Genomic DNA, 14,064 nt, shown 5'->3' on the forward strand with positions numbered 1-14,064 from the left:
TTCCCTGTGCCCGACTACCGGCGCGTCGACGCGCTCGCCGCCGTCGTGAACGTCCCGGTCCTCTTCGATTGCGCCTGACCCACCGCGTTCTCCGCGACGAGCCGGTAGAAGTACGTCGTACCCGGGTGCAAGCCGGTCACGTCGGTGTCGACCAGCTGCTTGTACGCAACCGCACCGATGTCCTGCGGTGCCGTCGTCTGACCGAAGTGCCGGGTCGTGCCGTACTCCCAGAAGACCTGCGTGTCGCTGTTGTTCGGGTTCACGAGCCCGGTGAGCTTCACCGTCGTGGCGGTGACGTCGCTCGAGCTGATCGTGAACACGAGCGGACCGCTCCCGGGCTCGAAGCTCAGCGTCTCGCCGATCGTCGTGCCGACCGCGTTCGTCGCGACGATGCGGAAGTAGTACGTCGTGCCGCCCTGCAACCCGGTGATGTTCTGGTTCGGGCTCGCAGGCCCGAGGCCCTGCACCGGTCGCTCCGGCGTGAGGTTGACGAGCTGGGTCGGGCTCGTGCCCCACTCGAAGTGGTAGGTCGTCTCCTTGCCATTCGGCCAGATGTCGGCGCCGAGCGCGGCGGTCGTCGCGGTCACGTTCGGATCGCGCGTCTGCGCGGTCGGCGGCCGGCTCGCGTTCACGGTGCTGATCGCGCGCGACACGCTCGACAGTCCGGTCGTCGGATCGGTCACCGTGAGCGTGGTCGTGTAGATGCCGTCGACCGTGAAGTCGTGGTCGACCCGCGCGGGCGGCACGCCGGTGCCGCTCGCGTTCGGTGTGCCGTCACCGAAGTCGATGGTCCAGTTGCCGGAACTGCTGTTCGACGCGTCGAACCGCTCGTCGAGTCCGTCGAAGCCGAGGGGCTGATCACCGCTGATCCACGCAGTCGGGGGCGCGGGCGCCACGACCACGCGCACGCGCGCAACTGCGGACGCCTTCGTCTTGTCGAACACCGTGAGGGACGCGTGATACGTGCCCGCGGCGGCATAGGTGTGGCTGACGACGCCCGGCGAGCCGGTGCCCTTCGTCGTCGTGCCGTCACCGAAGCGCATCGTCCAGCGCGAGATCGTGCTCCCGGTGTCGCTCGATCCCGACCCGTCGAACACCGCGCCGAATGGCGCGACGCCGCGCGCCAGCTTCGCGACGACTGCGCGCGACGCGCCGGCGTCCGACACCGCGGCCGTCGTCGGAGCATCGGCGAACAACGAACCCGACACCGGAGTCGCGGCGCGCGCCTTCGGGATCGTCGACGCGTGGATCGCGGCGGGTGTCGGATGCACCGGCGGGTTGATCGCGCTCGCGTCCTGGTTGCCGATGATCAGCGGCGGCCGGGGTGCCTGGGTGAAGTCGAAGTCGTCGTCGAGGCTCGCGAGTTGTGGCGCGCTCTCGCGCACGTCGGGCCGCGTGTCGGGACGGCCGTCGGTCGTGGGATCGAGCCGCTGCCCGCCGAGGAACACGTCCTCGATGAAGCGCTCGTACGAATCGAACGTGTGCGCGTCGTGGTCGATGAAGCCCTTCTTCGCGTACGGGCTGATGACGATGCCCGGCACGCGGATGCCGAGTCCGTTCGCATCGATCTCGGGCGGGACGACGTGGTCGTAGAAGCCGCCCCACTCGTCCCAGCTCAGGAAGATCGCGCTCGAGTCCCAGTCCGGGCCCTGCATGACCTGGTTGATCATGTACGTCATGTACTTGCGCGCATCGGTGAGGCGCGCGGGTGGGTGCTCGCTCACCGACGACGTCGGCAGCACCCACGACACCGCGGGCAGCGTGCCCGCGCGCGCGGCCGCGGCGAAGTTGTCGACGGTCTGCACGTTGCCGGCCGTGCCGTCCTGCTTCACGTCGGTGAAGTAGGGGAGCGGGTTCCAGATGCTCCCGGTCTTCGCCGACTGCGGCACCGGGATGCACGACACGTCGTCGGGATCCTCGCAGTCGGGCTCGGAACCGTCGAACACGTAGTAGCCCCACGACACGTGCCGGCGATCGAGCAATGTCGCGATGCTCGTCCACGCGTAGTTCTCGGTGGTCTCGAAGCGGGGGTCGTCCGGATTCGCGAGCTCGTTCTCGCAGCTCATCGGATCGTCGATGATGTAGCAGCGCGCCGACCAGTCCGACACCAACGACATGTGCTCGGGCAGCGACCAGCTGCGACCGGAGCCGAACATGTGGTCCTGCAGCACGTAGTTGTCGGCGTACTCCCAGTACTCGGGGATGTCGGAGCGCAGCTTGTACGACATCACGTCCGGATACGGCTTCGGATAGCCGCAGCCACCCGGCTGCTTGCATTTCGTCGCGTTCTCGTACTGCGCGATGAAGCCGTCCATCTTGCCGCCGTCGATGTCGGCACCGGCGGGCCCGACCCCGTGCGGACCGCCGTTCTCGATGTCGTCCGTGTCGTGCCACGGGTACACGCACTCGCCGGTCTGCGGATCGTTCACGCACACGGTCGGGTTGCCGTCGGCGTCGACCGGGATGCCGTCGGCGCCGGGATACATCCCGAAGTAGTTGTCGAAGGAGTGGTTCTCCTGCATGAGGATGATCACGTGCTTGATCTTCTTCAAGCCGGCCGACGCGGGCGTGACGCTCAACGACGGCACGAGGCCCGATGCGGAGGCGCGGGCATTCGCCGTCACCGCCGACGCCACGAAGGCTCCGAGCGCGACGAGAACGAGGAACATCCCCGCCGCTCGACTCCGCACTCCGCGGCCCGACCTCACGCCCCCGCCCTTCCCCAGGCGACGGCGCGCATCGTATGGGAGCCCGGCGCTCCTGAACAGTTGAGCGCCGGAGGCGCCGCGGCGCAGGCCTCAGCCCCCGCGGCGGCGCTCGTCGTCCGGGTACGGGCAATGCCGGCAGCCGCTCCCGCAGCACTCGCCGCGCGCGAGCAGGGTCGCGGCCGTGAGTACGACGTAGCCGGTGGCGGGATCGAGATAGGTCTCGTCGCCGCGCGCCGTCGCTTCGTCGTGTGCGCGCCGGATCGCGACTTCGTCGGGCTCCGAACGCATGATCGAGGAGGCGACGGAAACGGTGCGGCTCGATCGCGCGCTGATCGCTAGAAGATCGTGTGCGGGGTCCCGAAGACCTCGCGCACGACGGGCTCGAAGTGCTCGAGTGGCAGCGTGTCGTACGCGGGGTCGAACGCGATCTGGTCCCATTCGTCGGCGAAGCGCGCCGCGAGCGCGAACTCCTCGGCGCTCAGCGAGTCGCGGTGCTTCTCACGCGCCGCCGAGTCGCCGCCGAAGTGCGCGTAGTAGTGCTTCCCCTGGAAGTCCTGGTGCACGAGGATCATCTTGTAGACCTCCTCGCGCACGTACGGACGCAGGATCTCGGCGGCGACGCGTGGGTGGTTCGGCACGCCGATCGCCTTGCCGACGTCGTGGAACAGCGCGGCGACGACGACTTGGTTGTCGGCGCCGGCGCGCTCGGCGAGCGTCGCCGTCTGCAGGCAGTGATCGAGCTGGTCGACCGCGAAGCCGAGCACCACGCCTTCGAGCGACCGCAGCATCGCGAGTGCGTGGTCGGCGACCTCCGGCTGCGCCGCCATCGTCTCCCGACCAATCACCCCCCACTCCTCGGGTGTGGACTCGTCCATCCGGGTGAAGGTCTGCGTGGTCTGCGTCATGCGGGGAAGTCTTCCACGCCGTGCGGTCCCGCTCGATCAGAGCAGGTCGCGGCCCCGGCGGAAGAACGCCAACGCGGCGGCTTCGGCGTCGGGGGCCGCGATGACGGCTGCGTAGGAGAGCGAAGCGCCGAACGACTCGTTCCAGAACTCATCCGACGGTTTCGCGCCCCACGGCCCCACGTACAGATACGGCTCCGGGTGCTCGGCGTCGCCCGGCGACGCGCCGAAGTTCGCGCGGACCCCGGACCCACTGAGGTCGGTCGCGAGGTCGAAGTGCTCGGGCCACAGCTGCGCGACCGACGGCGGATCCGCGCTCGCGGGGTTCGACTCGGCATCCGCGCGCAGCTGCGCGAGCGCCGTGTCACCGAGCTCGAACCACCAGCCGATCACGCGCGCGGACGCGGGATCGAGCTCGAGCGGACGGTCGAGGTCGAGCGGAGTGCTCGCGGTGTAGACGGGCGGCGCGCCCGGCTCGACACCGATCGCCGCCGCCGCGGCGCGCAGCGTTGTGAACGCGTGCCGCGTCTCGCGCCCGCCGACCGTGTGCACGAGCATCGTGCCGTCGACGCGCACCTGCTGCTCGTCGTCACCGAATCGCGGCGTGCCGAACCCGCCGCTGGTCGCCCGCAATCCGATCTTCCCGATCGCCTCGAACAGTGCCGTTGCGAGCACGTGCTCCGCGACCGCGTGCAACGACGCGCGCGTGCGCACGAGCGTGTCGACGGAGCTCACGCGAGCGCGTCGGCGAGGATCTTCGCCAGCTCGAGCGGCTGGTCGCCCTGCACGCTGTGGCCCGCACCCTCGACGACGATGACGCGTGCGTCCGGCCGCCGGCGCCGTAGCTCGTCGACGTCCTCGTCGGCGACGACCGGCGACGCCGCACCGCGCACGAGCGTGAGCGGCCCGCGGTACGCGGAGAGGTCGTCCCAGAGCGAGCTCCAGTCCGGCCGCTCGTTCTCGCCGATGCGCGGGAGGTCGTAGCGCCAACGCCACGTGCCATCGCCCTGCTCGACCGCGTTGTGCAGCACACCTCGCCGCAGCGACGACTCCGTGCGCGTCGGGTTGAACGCGATCGTGCGTTCGAGGATCTCGTCGAGGCTCGCGAAGCTCTCCGGTCCGTTCACGAACTGCACGATCGACGACGCCTTCTCGGAGTTCACGCCCGGCGTCACATCGACGAGCACGAGCGCACGCACGATGTCGGGCGCACGCGCCGCGAGCGCGATCGACGTCAGCCCACCGAGCGACATGCCGACGACGAGCCGCGCGTCGGGCGCGAGGGCGCGCACCGCCGTCTCGACCGCGGCCGCGTTCTCACGGGGCCAGTAGCCGTGATCGGTGCGATGTGTCGAGTGCCCGTGGCCCGGCATGTCGATCGCGACGAGCGGCCGCTGCAGCGCGAGGTTCACGGTGTCCCACGTGTGCGCGTTCTGCGCACCGCCGTGCAACAGCACGAGCTCCGGTGCCGCGGTGCCCCACTTGAGGGCGCTCAGCGCGCCGTCGCCCGCGAGCGGAACCGACTCGCGCGTCACGTGGGGCGCATCGGAGTAGGGGAGTCCGACCTCCGATGCGTTGTCGGCGAACATCCCGAACTCGTCGTAGTCGACCGCCATGGCGGGGATCGTAGCGACGCGGTCGCCGCCGCTCCCGAGCCCGACGAACGCTGATGGGATCGGCACCGGGTGCGGTCCGTACACTCCGATCGATGCGGCTCCGCGAGCTCTCGCCGCGCGCGTACCGGCGCCTGACCTTCGTCGCACTGCTGCTGCTCGGCACGATCATCATCACGGGCGCCGCGGTCCGACTCTCGGGCTCCGGGCTCGGCTGTCGCGACTGGCCGAACTGCTCTCCGCACGAGCTCATCGGAACGTCGAACAAGAACCAGCTGATCGAGCAGCTGAACCGGATGTTCACGGGGCTCGTGTGCGTCGGCGTCGCGCTCGCGGTCCTCGGCTCCCGCCGGCGCGTGCCCCGGCGCTCCGACCTCACGGCGTTGTCGTGGGTGCTCGTCGTCGGCGTGATCTTCCAGGCCGTGCTCGGCGGCATCTCGGTGAAGGTCAAGCTCGCGCCGGTCAGCGTGATGAGCCACTTCCTCGCGTCGATCGTGCTCGTCGGCGTCGCCCTCGTGCTGCATCACCGCGCCGCGACCCCCGAGAAACCGGCGCGCATGGTGGCCGTGGTGTCGGAGCCGACGCGGTGGCTCGCACGCGCGGTCTTCGTGCTCACGGTGTGGGTGCTGATCGCGGGCACGCTCGTCACCGCCGCGGGTCCGCACGGCGGCGACGCGACGGCGAAGCGACTCTCGTGGCCGATCCCCGACGCGGCGCGCCTGCACGGTGGTTCGGTCGACACGCTGCTCGTGCTCATCGTGATCCTCGCGTGGCGACTGCAACGCGACCGGGCGCCGCGTCGCGTGCTCACGATCGTCAGCGTCTATCTCGCGATCGCGTGCGCGCAGGCCGCGCTCGGATACATCCAGTACTTCAACGCGATCCCCGTGGTCCTCGTCGAGTTCCACGTGCTCGGCGCGCTGCTCGTGTTCTGCGCCGCGCTGCAGCTCCAGCTCGAGCTGACGGTGCCCGCCGGTGCCGAGGCGGCGGTGGCGCGCGAGGCTTCGCGGCGGTGGTCGCCCCGTTTCGCTACGACCGGACCTTCGACTTCGACGTCGAGCGCGACGTCCTCTGGGACGCGCTGAACGACACCGACCGTTATCCGAGCTTCTGGCCGTGGCTCCGCAGGTTCGACGCGCCGGGGCTCATCGAGGGAGCCGTCGCGCACTGCGCGGTCCGCGCGCCGCTCCCGTACACACTCGAGTTCTCGGTGCACGTCCAGTCGGTCGAGCCCGGTCGCGCCGTCGACACCGAGGTACGCGGCGACCTTGCCGGTCCGGCTCGGCTCTTCGTCGCCGCCGACGGTCGCGACCGCTCGACCGCCCGCCTCGCATGGGAGGTCGAGCTGCGGCTGCCGATGCTGTCGCTCGCGTCGCGGGTCGCCCGGCCCGTCCTCGTGTGGGCCCACGACCAGGTCGTGGCCACCGGCGTCGAGGGCTTCCGCCGCGGCGCCTTCGGGCCGGGCTCGCACGCTCGGCCTCACTGACTCCTCGGCCTCGTCAGCCTGGGAGCTGACTGCCGGCCGTTTGCCAGCTCCCAGGCCGGTCTCAGCGAACCCACAGGCAGAGGTGCGATATTGCCTGCGTGGCCGGTGAACGACTCCTCCTCGTCGACGACGAGGACAACCTCCGTTCGATGCTCGAGGCGGCGCTCCGCCACCTCGGCTTCGACGTCCATCCGGTGGCCAACGGCCGCGATGCGCTCGCAGCCGTGCCGACCGTCCAGCCCGACCTGATCGTCCTCGACGTGATGCTTCCGGACCTCGACGGCTTCGAGGTCTGCCGGCGACTGCGCACCGAGGGCCGGCGGGTGCCGGTCCTGTTCCTCACCGCGAAGGACGCGACCGAGGACAAGGTCCGCGGCCTCACGCTCGGCGGCGACGACTACCTCGTGAAGCCGTTCAGCCTCGAAGAGCTCGTCGCGCGCGTGAACGCGGTGCTGCGACGCTCGGGGCTCGCGCAGCCGGGCAGCGTGCTGCGCTGCGCCGACCTCGAGATGGACGACGAAGCGCACCGCGTCGAGCGCGGCGGCAAGGACGTCTCGCTCTCGCCGACCGAGTACAACCTCCTGCACTACCTGCTCGTGAACCAGGGCAAGGTCGTGTCGAAGGCGCAGATCCTCGACCACGTCTGGCAGTACGACTTCGGCGGCGACGGTGGCGTCGTCGAGACGTACATCGGCTACCTGCGCCGCAAGATGGACAACGCGGGCTCGCGCCTCATCCACACGATCCGAGGCGTCGGCTACACGTTGCGCGAGGAACGGTAACGGCGCGATGTCGTTGCGCGTCCGCCTGCTCGCGGGCATGGCCGTCGTCGCGATCGTGCTCGTCGGCGCGTCGGTGCTCATTTCCAACAACGCGCGCTCGGCGCTGGTGTCGCGCGTCGACGCGCAGCTCACGTCGGCGAACATCGACATCACCGGCGCCGGTTTCGACGGCGGTCCGCCCCAGCACTTCACCAACTTCTACGTCGGTCAGGTCGACTCGAGCGGCGCGGTGCACACGGCGCTGACACCCGGCCTCGGCGACGGCGATCGGCCGCTCCCGAAGATCTCCTCGAAGCAGGCGCTCGCCGCGTTCGCGCAACGACACGCCCATCCGTTCACCGTCGGCAGCGTCTCCGGCGGCGGGCACTGGCGCGTCATCGCCGCGAGCGGTCCCGGCGGCTCGCACTTCTTCATCGCACTCTCGTTGCACGACGTCTCGACGTCGCTCTCACGCATCGAGCGGGTCGAGATCGCGGTCACCGCCGTGATCCTCGCGATCCTCGCCCTCGTCACGTGGTTCGTGTTGCACCTCGGCCTGCGGCCCATCAAGAAGATGACCGAGACCGCGACCGCGATCGCGGTCGGCGATCTCTCGCACCGCGTCCCCGACGTCGATCCGCGCACCGAAGCCGGCGAGCTCGGCGCCGCGCTCAACACGATGATGACCAAGATCGAAGACGCATTCGACCAACGCACCGCGTCCGAAGCGCGCCTGCGACAGTTCGTCGCCGACGCGTCGCACGAGCTGCGCACGCCGGTGACGACGATCCGCGGCTACGCCGAGCTGTACCGAGGCGGCGGGCTCCGCGATCCCGACGAGCTCACCCAAGCGATGCGCCGCACCGAGCAGGAGTCGATCCGCATGGGATCGCTCGTCGAGGATCTCCTGCTGCTCGCGCGCCTCGACCAGAACCCGAAGCTCCAGGAAGGCGCGGTCGACCTCGGTGTGCTCGCGGTCGACGCGGTCGCCGACGCGCGTGCCGTCGATCCGGAACGCCCGATCACCGCGTCGGTCGCCGAGGGCGTCGCGGTCGACGGCGACGAGGACCGGCTCCGGCAGGTCGTCGCCAACCTGGTCGGGAACGCCCTCGTGCACACGCCGCCGGGCACGCCGGTGCAGGTCCGGGTCGATCGCGACGACGGACAGGCGCGGCTCGAGGTCCACGACGACGGCCCCGGCATGCCGGAGCCGGTCTCCCAGCGGGTCTTCGAGCGCTTCTACCGGGCCGATCCCGCCCGGTCCCGGCACGCCGGCGGCTCCGGGCTGGGCCTGTCGATCGTGAAGGCGATCGTCGAGGCGCACCACGGCGAGGTCACGATCGCGAGTGCGCCCGGAGAAGGTACGACCGCCCGCGTCACCCTCCCGCTCATCGCAGATTCAGGGCCCGATCCCACCACTCACAGCGTCCGTTCAGGTTCATGAGATTCACTGACCGATCACTTCGTAAGCTTTTTGGACTCTGAGCAGGAGCTTCGGCAATGGAGCGCAGGAAGATCATCAGTGTCGCCTTCTTCTCGGCGGCGATCGCGGGCGGCGGGGTCGCGGGCGTCATCCTCGGCAGTCCCGCATCGGTCTCGGCGGCCACGGCGGCGCCGACGACGAGCACACCGAAGGGGGCGCACCGCTTCGGCTCGGGTCGCGGCATGGGCGACGGCCCCGTGCTCGACGCCGCGGCCAAGGCGATCGGCGTGAGCACCGACACGCTGCGCACCGACCTGAAGAACGGTCAGACGATCGCGCAGGTCGCCAAGAGCAAGAACGTTGCGACCCAGACCGTGATCGACGCGATGGTCGCCGCCGCGAAGAAGCAGCTCGCCAGTGAAGAGGCGACCCTCGAGTCGCATCTCACCGACATGATCACCAACGAGGTGAACGGCACGCTCAAGCGTCCGGACGCACCCAACGGTGAGAACGGACCGCAACGCGGGTTCGGCTTTCGCGGCGGTTTCGGGCTCGACGCGGCGGCGAAGGCGATCGGCGTGAGCGAGCAGACGCTCCAGACCGACCTCAAGAACGGTCAGACGATCGCGCAGGTCGCGAAGAGCAAGAACGTGTCGACGCAGAAGGTGATCGACGCGATGGTCGCCTCCGCGAAGTCACAGCTCGAGTCGCAGGTGAAGGCCGGTCATCTCTCCAGCGACATGGAGAAGAAGATCGAGTCGCAGCTGCCCAAGATGATCACCAACCAGGTGAACGGCACGTTCGCGCGGCCGAGCTTCCGCGGCGCGCCGGGCTACGGCTGGCACGGGCAGGGCGGCGGCGGTCGCGGCGGACCCGGCGGCTACGGCCCGCCGGGCGGCACCGGCAACTCCAACGGCAGCGGCTCGACGACGCAGAGCTCGGCACCAGCGATCTAACGTCGCAGGCCGTGAGGCCGAGCGGCGAGCGAAGCGAACGAGCGACCTCGCCGGTTCCCATCGCGCGCCACAGATCGGCGAGCGGCGGCGAAGCCGAGGGGGCCGGGTCTCGCGGCCCGCAGCGAGCGCGACCGTAGTCATGGACGTCCATCTCGTCGACGGCACGTACGAGCTGTTCCGCTCGTTCTACGCGAAGGTCCCCGGTCACCTCGATCCGTCCGGCGTCGAAGTCGGCGCGGCGCGCGGCGTCGTGTCGTCGATGGTGATGATGCTCGAGGAAGGCGCGACGCACGTCGGCGTCGCGACCGACCAGGTCATCGAGTCGTTCCGCAACGATCTCTGGGAGACCTACAAGACCGGCGCCGGCATCGACCCCGTGCTGAGGAGTCAGTTCCCACTGCTCGAAGAGTCGCTCGCCGCGTTCGGGATCAAGGTCTGGCCGATGGTCGCGCAGGAGGCCGACGACGCGCTCGCGGCCGCGGCGCGCGTCGGTGTGGCCGACCCGCGCGTGGAGCGGGTCGTGATCTGCACGCCCGACAAGGACCTCGGTCAGTGCGTCGGGGGCAAGGTCGTGCAGCTCGACCGGCGCAATCGGAAGCTGCTCGATGTCGACGCGGTGCGCGAGAAGTTCGGTGTCGGGCCCGAGTCGATCCCCGACTACCTCGCGCTCGTCGGCGACAGCGCCGACGGCTTCCCCGGCCTCCCGGGTTGGGGCGCCAAGTCGGCGGCCGCGGTGCTCGCGCGCTTCGTCCACATCGAGCAGATCCCCGACGACGTGCACGACTGGAAGCTCGACGTCCGCAACGCGCCGACGCTCGCGGCCACGCTGAAACGCGATCGTGAGCTCGCGATGCGCTTCAAGGACATCGCGACGCTGCGCGACGACGCCGACGTCGGGACCGTCGACGAGTGGCGCTGGTCGGGTCCCGGACCCGATTTCGACGCGTGGTCCGCGCGCTTCGGTCGTCCCGAGCTCGCCAAGCGGGTCGCGAAGCTGCACGTCGATCGGAAGGCCACCGAATGACTCTCGACGGACGCGTCGCGCTCGTCACCGGCGGTGGACGAGGGATCGGGCGCGCGATCGCGATCGGCCTTGCCGCGGACGGCGCCGCGGTCGCGGTGAACTTCCGGCGCGACGCGGAGGCCGCGACTGCGACCGTCGACGAGATCGTCGCTGCGGGCGGACGCGCGGTGCTCGCGCCAGGATCGATCGACGACTACGAGCACGACGAACGCATCGTCGACGACGTGCGCGAACAGCTCGGACCCATCGATCTGCTCGTCAACAACGCGGGCATGGCGAGTCGCGGGCAGAACGTCGCCGACACCGACCCGGCCGAACCCGATCGCTTGTGGCGCACGCACGTGTTCGGCGCGTGGGCACTGTCGAAGCTCGTGATCCCCGATATGCGCGACGCGCCGCGCGGCGACATCGTGATGATCTCGAGCGCGGCGACGCTCTACATGGCGGGCTGGTCGGCGCCGTACAACATGGCGAAGGCCGGCGCCGAGGCCCTCGCGCTCACGCTCGCGAAGGAGGAGCGCAAGCACGGCATCCACGTCAACATCGTGGCGCCGGGCCTCGTCGACACCGAGATGGGACGGCGCCTCGTCAAGGGCGCGCAGGGCGTCGACGACATCCGCACGCTCGACGACCGCAGCGCCTTCGGGCACGTGTGCTCGCCCGAGGAGGTCGCGGCGGTGGTGCGCTTCGTCGTCTCCGACGCTGCGAGCTACGTCACCGGCCAGCGGCTGGGTGTCGACGGCGGCGCGTTCTGACGGTCGCGCTCGCTGCGGGCCGGGGATACCCGGCCCGCTCGGCTTCGCCGCCACTCGCCGCTCCGCACGCGGGATGGGAACGAGCCATCCTCGTGACTCACGCGGCGTGAATCGACGCGGGGTGGGCGCGTTACGGTGAGCCGGTGGCGTTCCTTGCGCTGATCGTCGTCGTCATCGTCGTCGAGATCGCGGTCATCATCCAGGTCGCGCACGCGATCGGCGCGCTGAACACGATCGCGCTGCTGATCCTCGTGTCCGTCGCCGGCGCGTACCTCACGAAGCACGAAGGCTTCGTCGTGCTCCGACGCGTGCGCGCGCAGCTCGACGCGGGACACATGCCCGCCGCCGAGCTCGTCGACGGTCTGCTCGTGCTCGCCGCGGGTGTGCTCCTGTTCGTCCCGGGCTTCGTCACCGCGGGTATCGGGCTGCTGATCCTGTTCCCGCCGACGCGCGCGCTGTTCCGCACGTTCCTGAGGCGACGGTTCGACGTGCGCGTGTACCGCGGCGGTGGACGCGACGGTCGCGGCCCCGACGACCACGGCGGCGCCATCGACGTCTGAGCCCGTCCCGTGGTACTGCGTTGCCGGCATATCGCCGGCGAACGCAGTACCACTAGAAGGGGCGGAGGAGCTCCGGCGCGACGGGGGCGTCGGGTTGCGCGTCGCCGTCTGCGCTCGGCACGAGCCCGCGCGGACCGGCGACGCGGTCGAAGCGCTCGAGCGACACGACTTCGAGGCCGACGTCGTCGTCGTTGTCGAGAGCGTCGGTGGCCGCGAGCGCGCCGGCTTCGACGGCCTCGAACAAACGGCGGGGGAGCACGCGACCGACGCCGCCGACGAGCCACGTGCCGGCTGCCGGGCGCGCGGTGCCGAGCACGTCGGCGGTGCCCTCGGGCACGAGCGCACGGCCCGCGCCGATGGCCGACGCGCTGACCAACAGGTGCGACACCTCGAGTTCGGCCAGCATCCACGAGTCGACGAGCCGGACCGGTTGGGGCGCGGACCGGCGGCGCAGCAGCGCGGTCAGCCCCGACGCTTCGGTGCGCACCGCGATCGCCGCGAGGTCGGCGCGTTCGGCCAGCGCACGGTCGACGGCGCGCGGCCAGCCGACGACGGCGAGCACCTCGTCGTCGCTCGACTGCAGGGGCAGGCTCGCGGCGAGCCGGTCTGCGGTGCGGTCGCCGTCGAGACGCGCGATCGCCTCGCGACATGCCTCTGCCGGATCCGGCGCCGCGAGGATCCGCGCGCAGAGCCACCAGAGCGGTCCGTTCCCGACATGGTGGGCGAGCAGACGACGGCACGAGACGACGAGCCCTGCGGGATCGAATGCGAAGGCCGCGAGCGCCTCGGCGGCCTCGACCGCGAGCGCGTCGTCGTCGACCGCCCACCGACTGACCGAGCGGAGCCGTTCGACCGGATGCATCGCGTCCGAGGCTACCGGCACGATCGCGCCGCTCCGACGGCGGCACCGTCGCACTGCGATGAGATTGCGATGAACGGAACGGCCGCGACGAACGTGTGCCGTTCATGACCCGTTCCCGGCGCTCGGCCTCGGCACTCCTCCTGCTGATCCTCGCGTCGGTCGCGAGCTGCCGCGCCCCGTCGCACGCCGCGTCTCGGGCGAGCACTGCCGCCCCGACCGCGCCGGCGTCGGCACGACCCGCAACCGCGACACACTCGTTCGATGCGGTCGAGAGCCACTTCACCGTCGACCGGCCGATGCATCGCGACCACCCGACCCTGTCGGTGTTCGTCGTAGCACCCGTCGGCCGCCGGCCGTTCCCGTTGATCGTGTTCAGCCACGGCTTCCAGAGCATCGCCGAGCTGCACGCGCCGACGCTGACGGGATTCGCGCGAAACGGTTACGTCGTCCTCGCACCGAACTATCCCGACGCGGACTACCGCACGCATCCCGCCGACATCAGCCTGGTACTGAACCGCGTCACGGGTGAACGGAGTCCGCTGCGCGAGGGCTTTCACGCCGCCCTGAGCGGCACCCTCCTCGGCACGCCGAGAACGCGCTCGAGGGCCGCGATCATCGGAGGCCTCAGAACGACGTCGCGGTCCGCAGCTCCGCCAACACGTCGCCGAGCGCGGTGAGCGCGTCCGCGGCGGCACCGAGGCGGTCGATGTCGCCGCGCAGTTTGAGCCGGCCCGAGGTGAGCGCGCGCTGCGCGTTGAGCTCGCCGCGCGCGAGCGCGGCCGCGGTCTCACGGTCGCAGGCGAACGTCACGTCGGCCGACGTGTCGCCCCGCTCGAGGCGCCCACCGCTCTCATCGAGCACGACGACGTAGCGCACGGTCCCGACCTCCTGTGCGATGGCGATCGGGTTGGCCGCGAAGCGGGTTGCGACCGTCGAGTCCGCGCGCAGCGCGCCGTCGAAATCTTCGAGCCACTCGTGAGACAAGAAGTCCGGCACGGCCGCAATGTACCGGCG

16 protein-coding genes are annotated in these 14,064 nt (G+C 70.5%); 9 read left to right on the plus strand and 7 right to left on the minus strand.

Going from position 1 to position 14,064, the window contains the following annotated elements; all coding sequences use genetic code 11:
• Window positions 1-14: 14 nt before the first annotated feature.
• The 5 genes from VH914_04180 to VH914_04200 form a co-directional block, all read right to left on the minus strand.
• The gene (locus VH914_04180; GenBank protein ID HEX4490385.1) at window positions 15-2,669 is read right to left on the minus strand and encodes an alkaline phosphatase family protein; all 2,655 of its coding nucleotides are present in this window, start codon (window positions 2,667-2,669) and stop codon (window positions 15-17) included.
• Window positions 2,670-2,798: 129 nt separating this feature from the next.
• Window positions 2,799-2,996 carry a DUF5522 domain-containing protein gene (locus tag VH914_04185; protein HEX4490386.1) on the minus strand — a complete coding sequence of 66 codons (198 nt, stop codon included), beginning with the start codon at window positions 2,994-2,996 and terminating at the stop codon, window positions 2,799-2,801.
• A 47-nt stretch (window positions 2,997-3,043) separates the two neighbouring features.
• On the minus strand, window positions 3,044-3,613 hold the full coding sequence (locus VH914_04190; protein HEX4490387.1) for an HD domain-containing protein: 570 nt from the start codon (window positions 3,611-3,613) through the stop codon (window positions 3,044-3,046).
• A gap of 36 nt (window positions 3,614-3,649) precedes the next feature.
• The gene (locus tag VH914_04195) at window positions 3,650-4,345 is read right to left on the minus strand and encodes a hypothetical protein (protein ID HEX4490388.1); all 696 of its coding nucleotides are present in this window, start codon (window positions 4,343-4,345) and stop codon (window positions 3,650-3,652) included.
• Window positions 4,342-5,226 carry an alpha/beta hydrolase gene (locus tag VH914_04200; GenBank protein HEX4490389.1) on the minus strand — a complete coding sequence of 295 codons (885 nt, stop codon included), beginning with the start codon at window positions 5,224-5,226 and terminating at the stop codon, window positions 4,342-4,344. Before VH914_04200 ends, VH914_04195 begins: the two co-directional genes overlap by 4 nt.
• 92 nt (window positions 5,227-5,318) lie before the next feature.
• Between VH914_04200 and VH914_04205 the strand changes: the two genes are divergently transcribed.
• From VH914_04205 to VH914_04240, 8 genes are all read left to right on the plus strand, one after another.
• The gene (locus VH914_04205) at window positions 5,319-6,308 is read left to right on the plus strand and encodes a COX15/CtaA family protein (protein ID HEX4490390.1); all 990 of its coding nucleotides are present in this window, start codon (window positions 5,319-5,321) and stop codon (window positions 6,306-6,308) included.
• Window positions 6,236-6,709, plus strand: coding sequence for a hypothetical protein (locus VH914_04210; GenBank protein ID HEX4490391.1), 474 nt, complete (start codon window positions 6,236-6,238; stop codon window positions 6,707-6,709). The genes VH914_04205 and VH914_04210 overlap by 73 nt, the downstream gene beginning before the upstream one ends.
• A gap of 89 nt (window positions 6,710-6,798) precedes the next feature.
• Window positions 6,799-7,491 (plus strand): response regulator transcription factor, encoded by a 693-nt coding sequence (locus VH914_04215; protein HEX4490392.1) that lies wholly within the window; start codon window positions 6,799-6,801, stop codon window positions 7,489-7,491.
• Window positions 7,492-7,498: 7 nt separating this feature from the next.
• Window positions 7,499-8,914 carry a HAMP domain-containing sensor histidine kinase gene (locus VH914_04220; GenBank protein HEX4490393.1) on the plus strand — a complete coding sequence of 472 codons (1,416 nt, stop codon included), beginning with the start codon at window positions 7,499-7,501 and terminating at the stop codon, window positions 8,912-8,914.
• Between the two features lie 56 nt (window positions 8,915-8,970).
• A complete protein-coding gene (locus tag VH914_04225; protein ID HEX4490394.1) occupies window positions 8,971-9,849 on the plus strand; it encodes a hypothetical protein in 879 nt (292 codons plus the stop codon).
• Between the two features lie 139 nt (window positions 9,850-9,988).
• Window positions 9,989-10,873, plus strand: coding sequence for a 5'-3' exonuclease H3TH domain-containing protein (locus VH914_04230; GenBank protein HEX4490395.1), 885 nt, complete (start codon window positions 9,989-9,991; stop codon window positions 10,871-10,873).
• Window positions 10,870-11,628: an SDR family oxidoreductase gene (locus VH914_04235; GenBank protein HEX4490396.1), complete on the plus strand. Its 759-nt coding sequence runs from the start codon at window positions 10,870-10,872 to the stop codon at window positions 11,626-11,628. The genes VH914_04230 and VH914_04235 overlap by 4 nt, the downstream gene beginning before the upstream one ends.
• 143 nt (window positions 11,629-11,771) lie before the next feature.
• Window positions 11,772-12,188: an FxsA family protein gene (locus VH914_04240; GenBank protein HEX4490397.1), complete on the plus strand. Its 417-nt coding sequence runs from the start codon at window positions 11,772-11,774 to the stop codon at window positions 12,186-12,188.
• 52 nt (window positions 12,189-12,240) lie between these two features.
• Here VH914_04240 and VH914_04245 read toward each other — a convergent pair whose 3' ends face one another.
• The gene (locus VH914_04245; GenBank protein ID HEX4490398.1) at window positions 12,241-13,050 is read right to left on the minus strand and encodes a hypothetical protein; all 810 of its coding nucleotides are present in this window, start codon (window positions 13,048-13,050) and stop codon (window positions 12,241-12,243) included.
• Window positions 13,051-13,154: 104 nt separating this feature from the next.
• Here VH914_04245 and VH914_04250 point away from each other — a divergent pair, with 104 nt between their 5' ends.
• Entirely contained in the window at window positions 13,155-13,727 is a 573-nt protein-coding gene (locus tag VH914_04250) for a hypothetical protein (protein HEX4490399.1), read from the plus strand.
• Here VH914_04250 and VH914_04255 read toward each other — a convergent pair.
• Window positions 13,675-14,046 carry an SCP2 sterol-binding domain-containing protein gene (locus VH914_04255; GenBank protein ID HEX4490400.1) on the minus strand — a complete coding sequence of 124 codons (372 nt, stop codon included), beginning with the start codon at window positions 14,044-14,046 and terminating at the stop codon, window positions 13,675-13,677. The genes VH914_04250 and VH914_04255 overlap by 53 nt on opposite strands.
• Window positions 14,047-14,064 lie beyond the last annotated feature (18 nt).

The sequence above is a fragment of the Acidimicrobiia bacterium genome (genome assembly GCA_036271555.1).
Taxonomy (GTDB): Bacteria; Actinomycetota; Acidimicrobiia; order IMCC26256; family PALSA-610; genus DATBAK01.

Coding starts and splice junctions, on each gene's coding strand:
- VH914_04235 (HEX4490396.1), top strand. CDS start 10,870: ATGACTCTCGACGGACGCGTCGCGCTCGTCACCGGCGGTGGACGAGGG.
- VH914_04245 (HEX4490398.1), bottom strand. CDS start 13,050: ATGCATCCGGTCGAACGGCTCCGCTCGGTCAGTCGGTGGGCGGTCGAC.
- VH914_04205 (HEX4490390.1), top strand. CDS start 5,319: ATGCGGCTCCGCGAGCTCTCGCCGCGCGCGTACCGGCGCCTGACCTTC.
- VH914_04190 (HEX4490387.1), bottom strand. CDS start 3,613: ATGACGCAGACCACGCAGACCTTCACCCGGATGGACGAGTCCACACCC.
- VH914_04185 (HEX4490386.1), bottom strand. CDS start 2,996: ATGCGTTCGGAGCCCGACGAAGTCGCGATCCGGCGCGCACACGACGAA.
- VH914_04250 (HEX4490399.1), top strand. CDS start 13,155: ATGACCCGTTCCCGGCGCTCGGCCTCGGCACTCCTCCTGCTGATCCTC.
- VH914_04200 (HEX4490389.1), bottom strand. CDS start 5,226: ATGGCGGTCGACTACGACGAGTTCGGGATGTTCGCCGACAACGCATCG.
- VH914_04230 (HEX4490395.1), top strand. CDS start 9,989: ATGGACGTCCATCTCGTCGACGGCACGTACGAGCTGTTCCGCTCGTTC.
- VH914_04225 (HEX4490394.1), top strand. CDS start 8,971: ATGGAGCGCAGGAAGATCATCAGTGTCGCCTTCTTCTCGGCGGCGATC.
- VH914_04220 (HEX4490393.1), top strand. CDS start 7,499: ATGTCGTTGCGCGTCCGCCTGCTCGCGGGCATGGCCGTCGTCGCGATC.
- VH914_04180 (HEX4490385.1), bottom strand. CDS start 2,669: ATGTTCCTCGTTCTCGTCGCGCTCGGAGCCTTCGTGGCGTCGGCGGTG.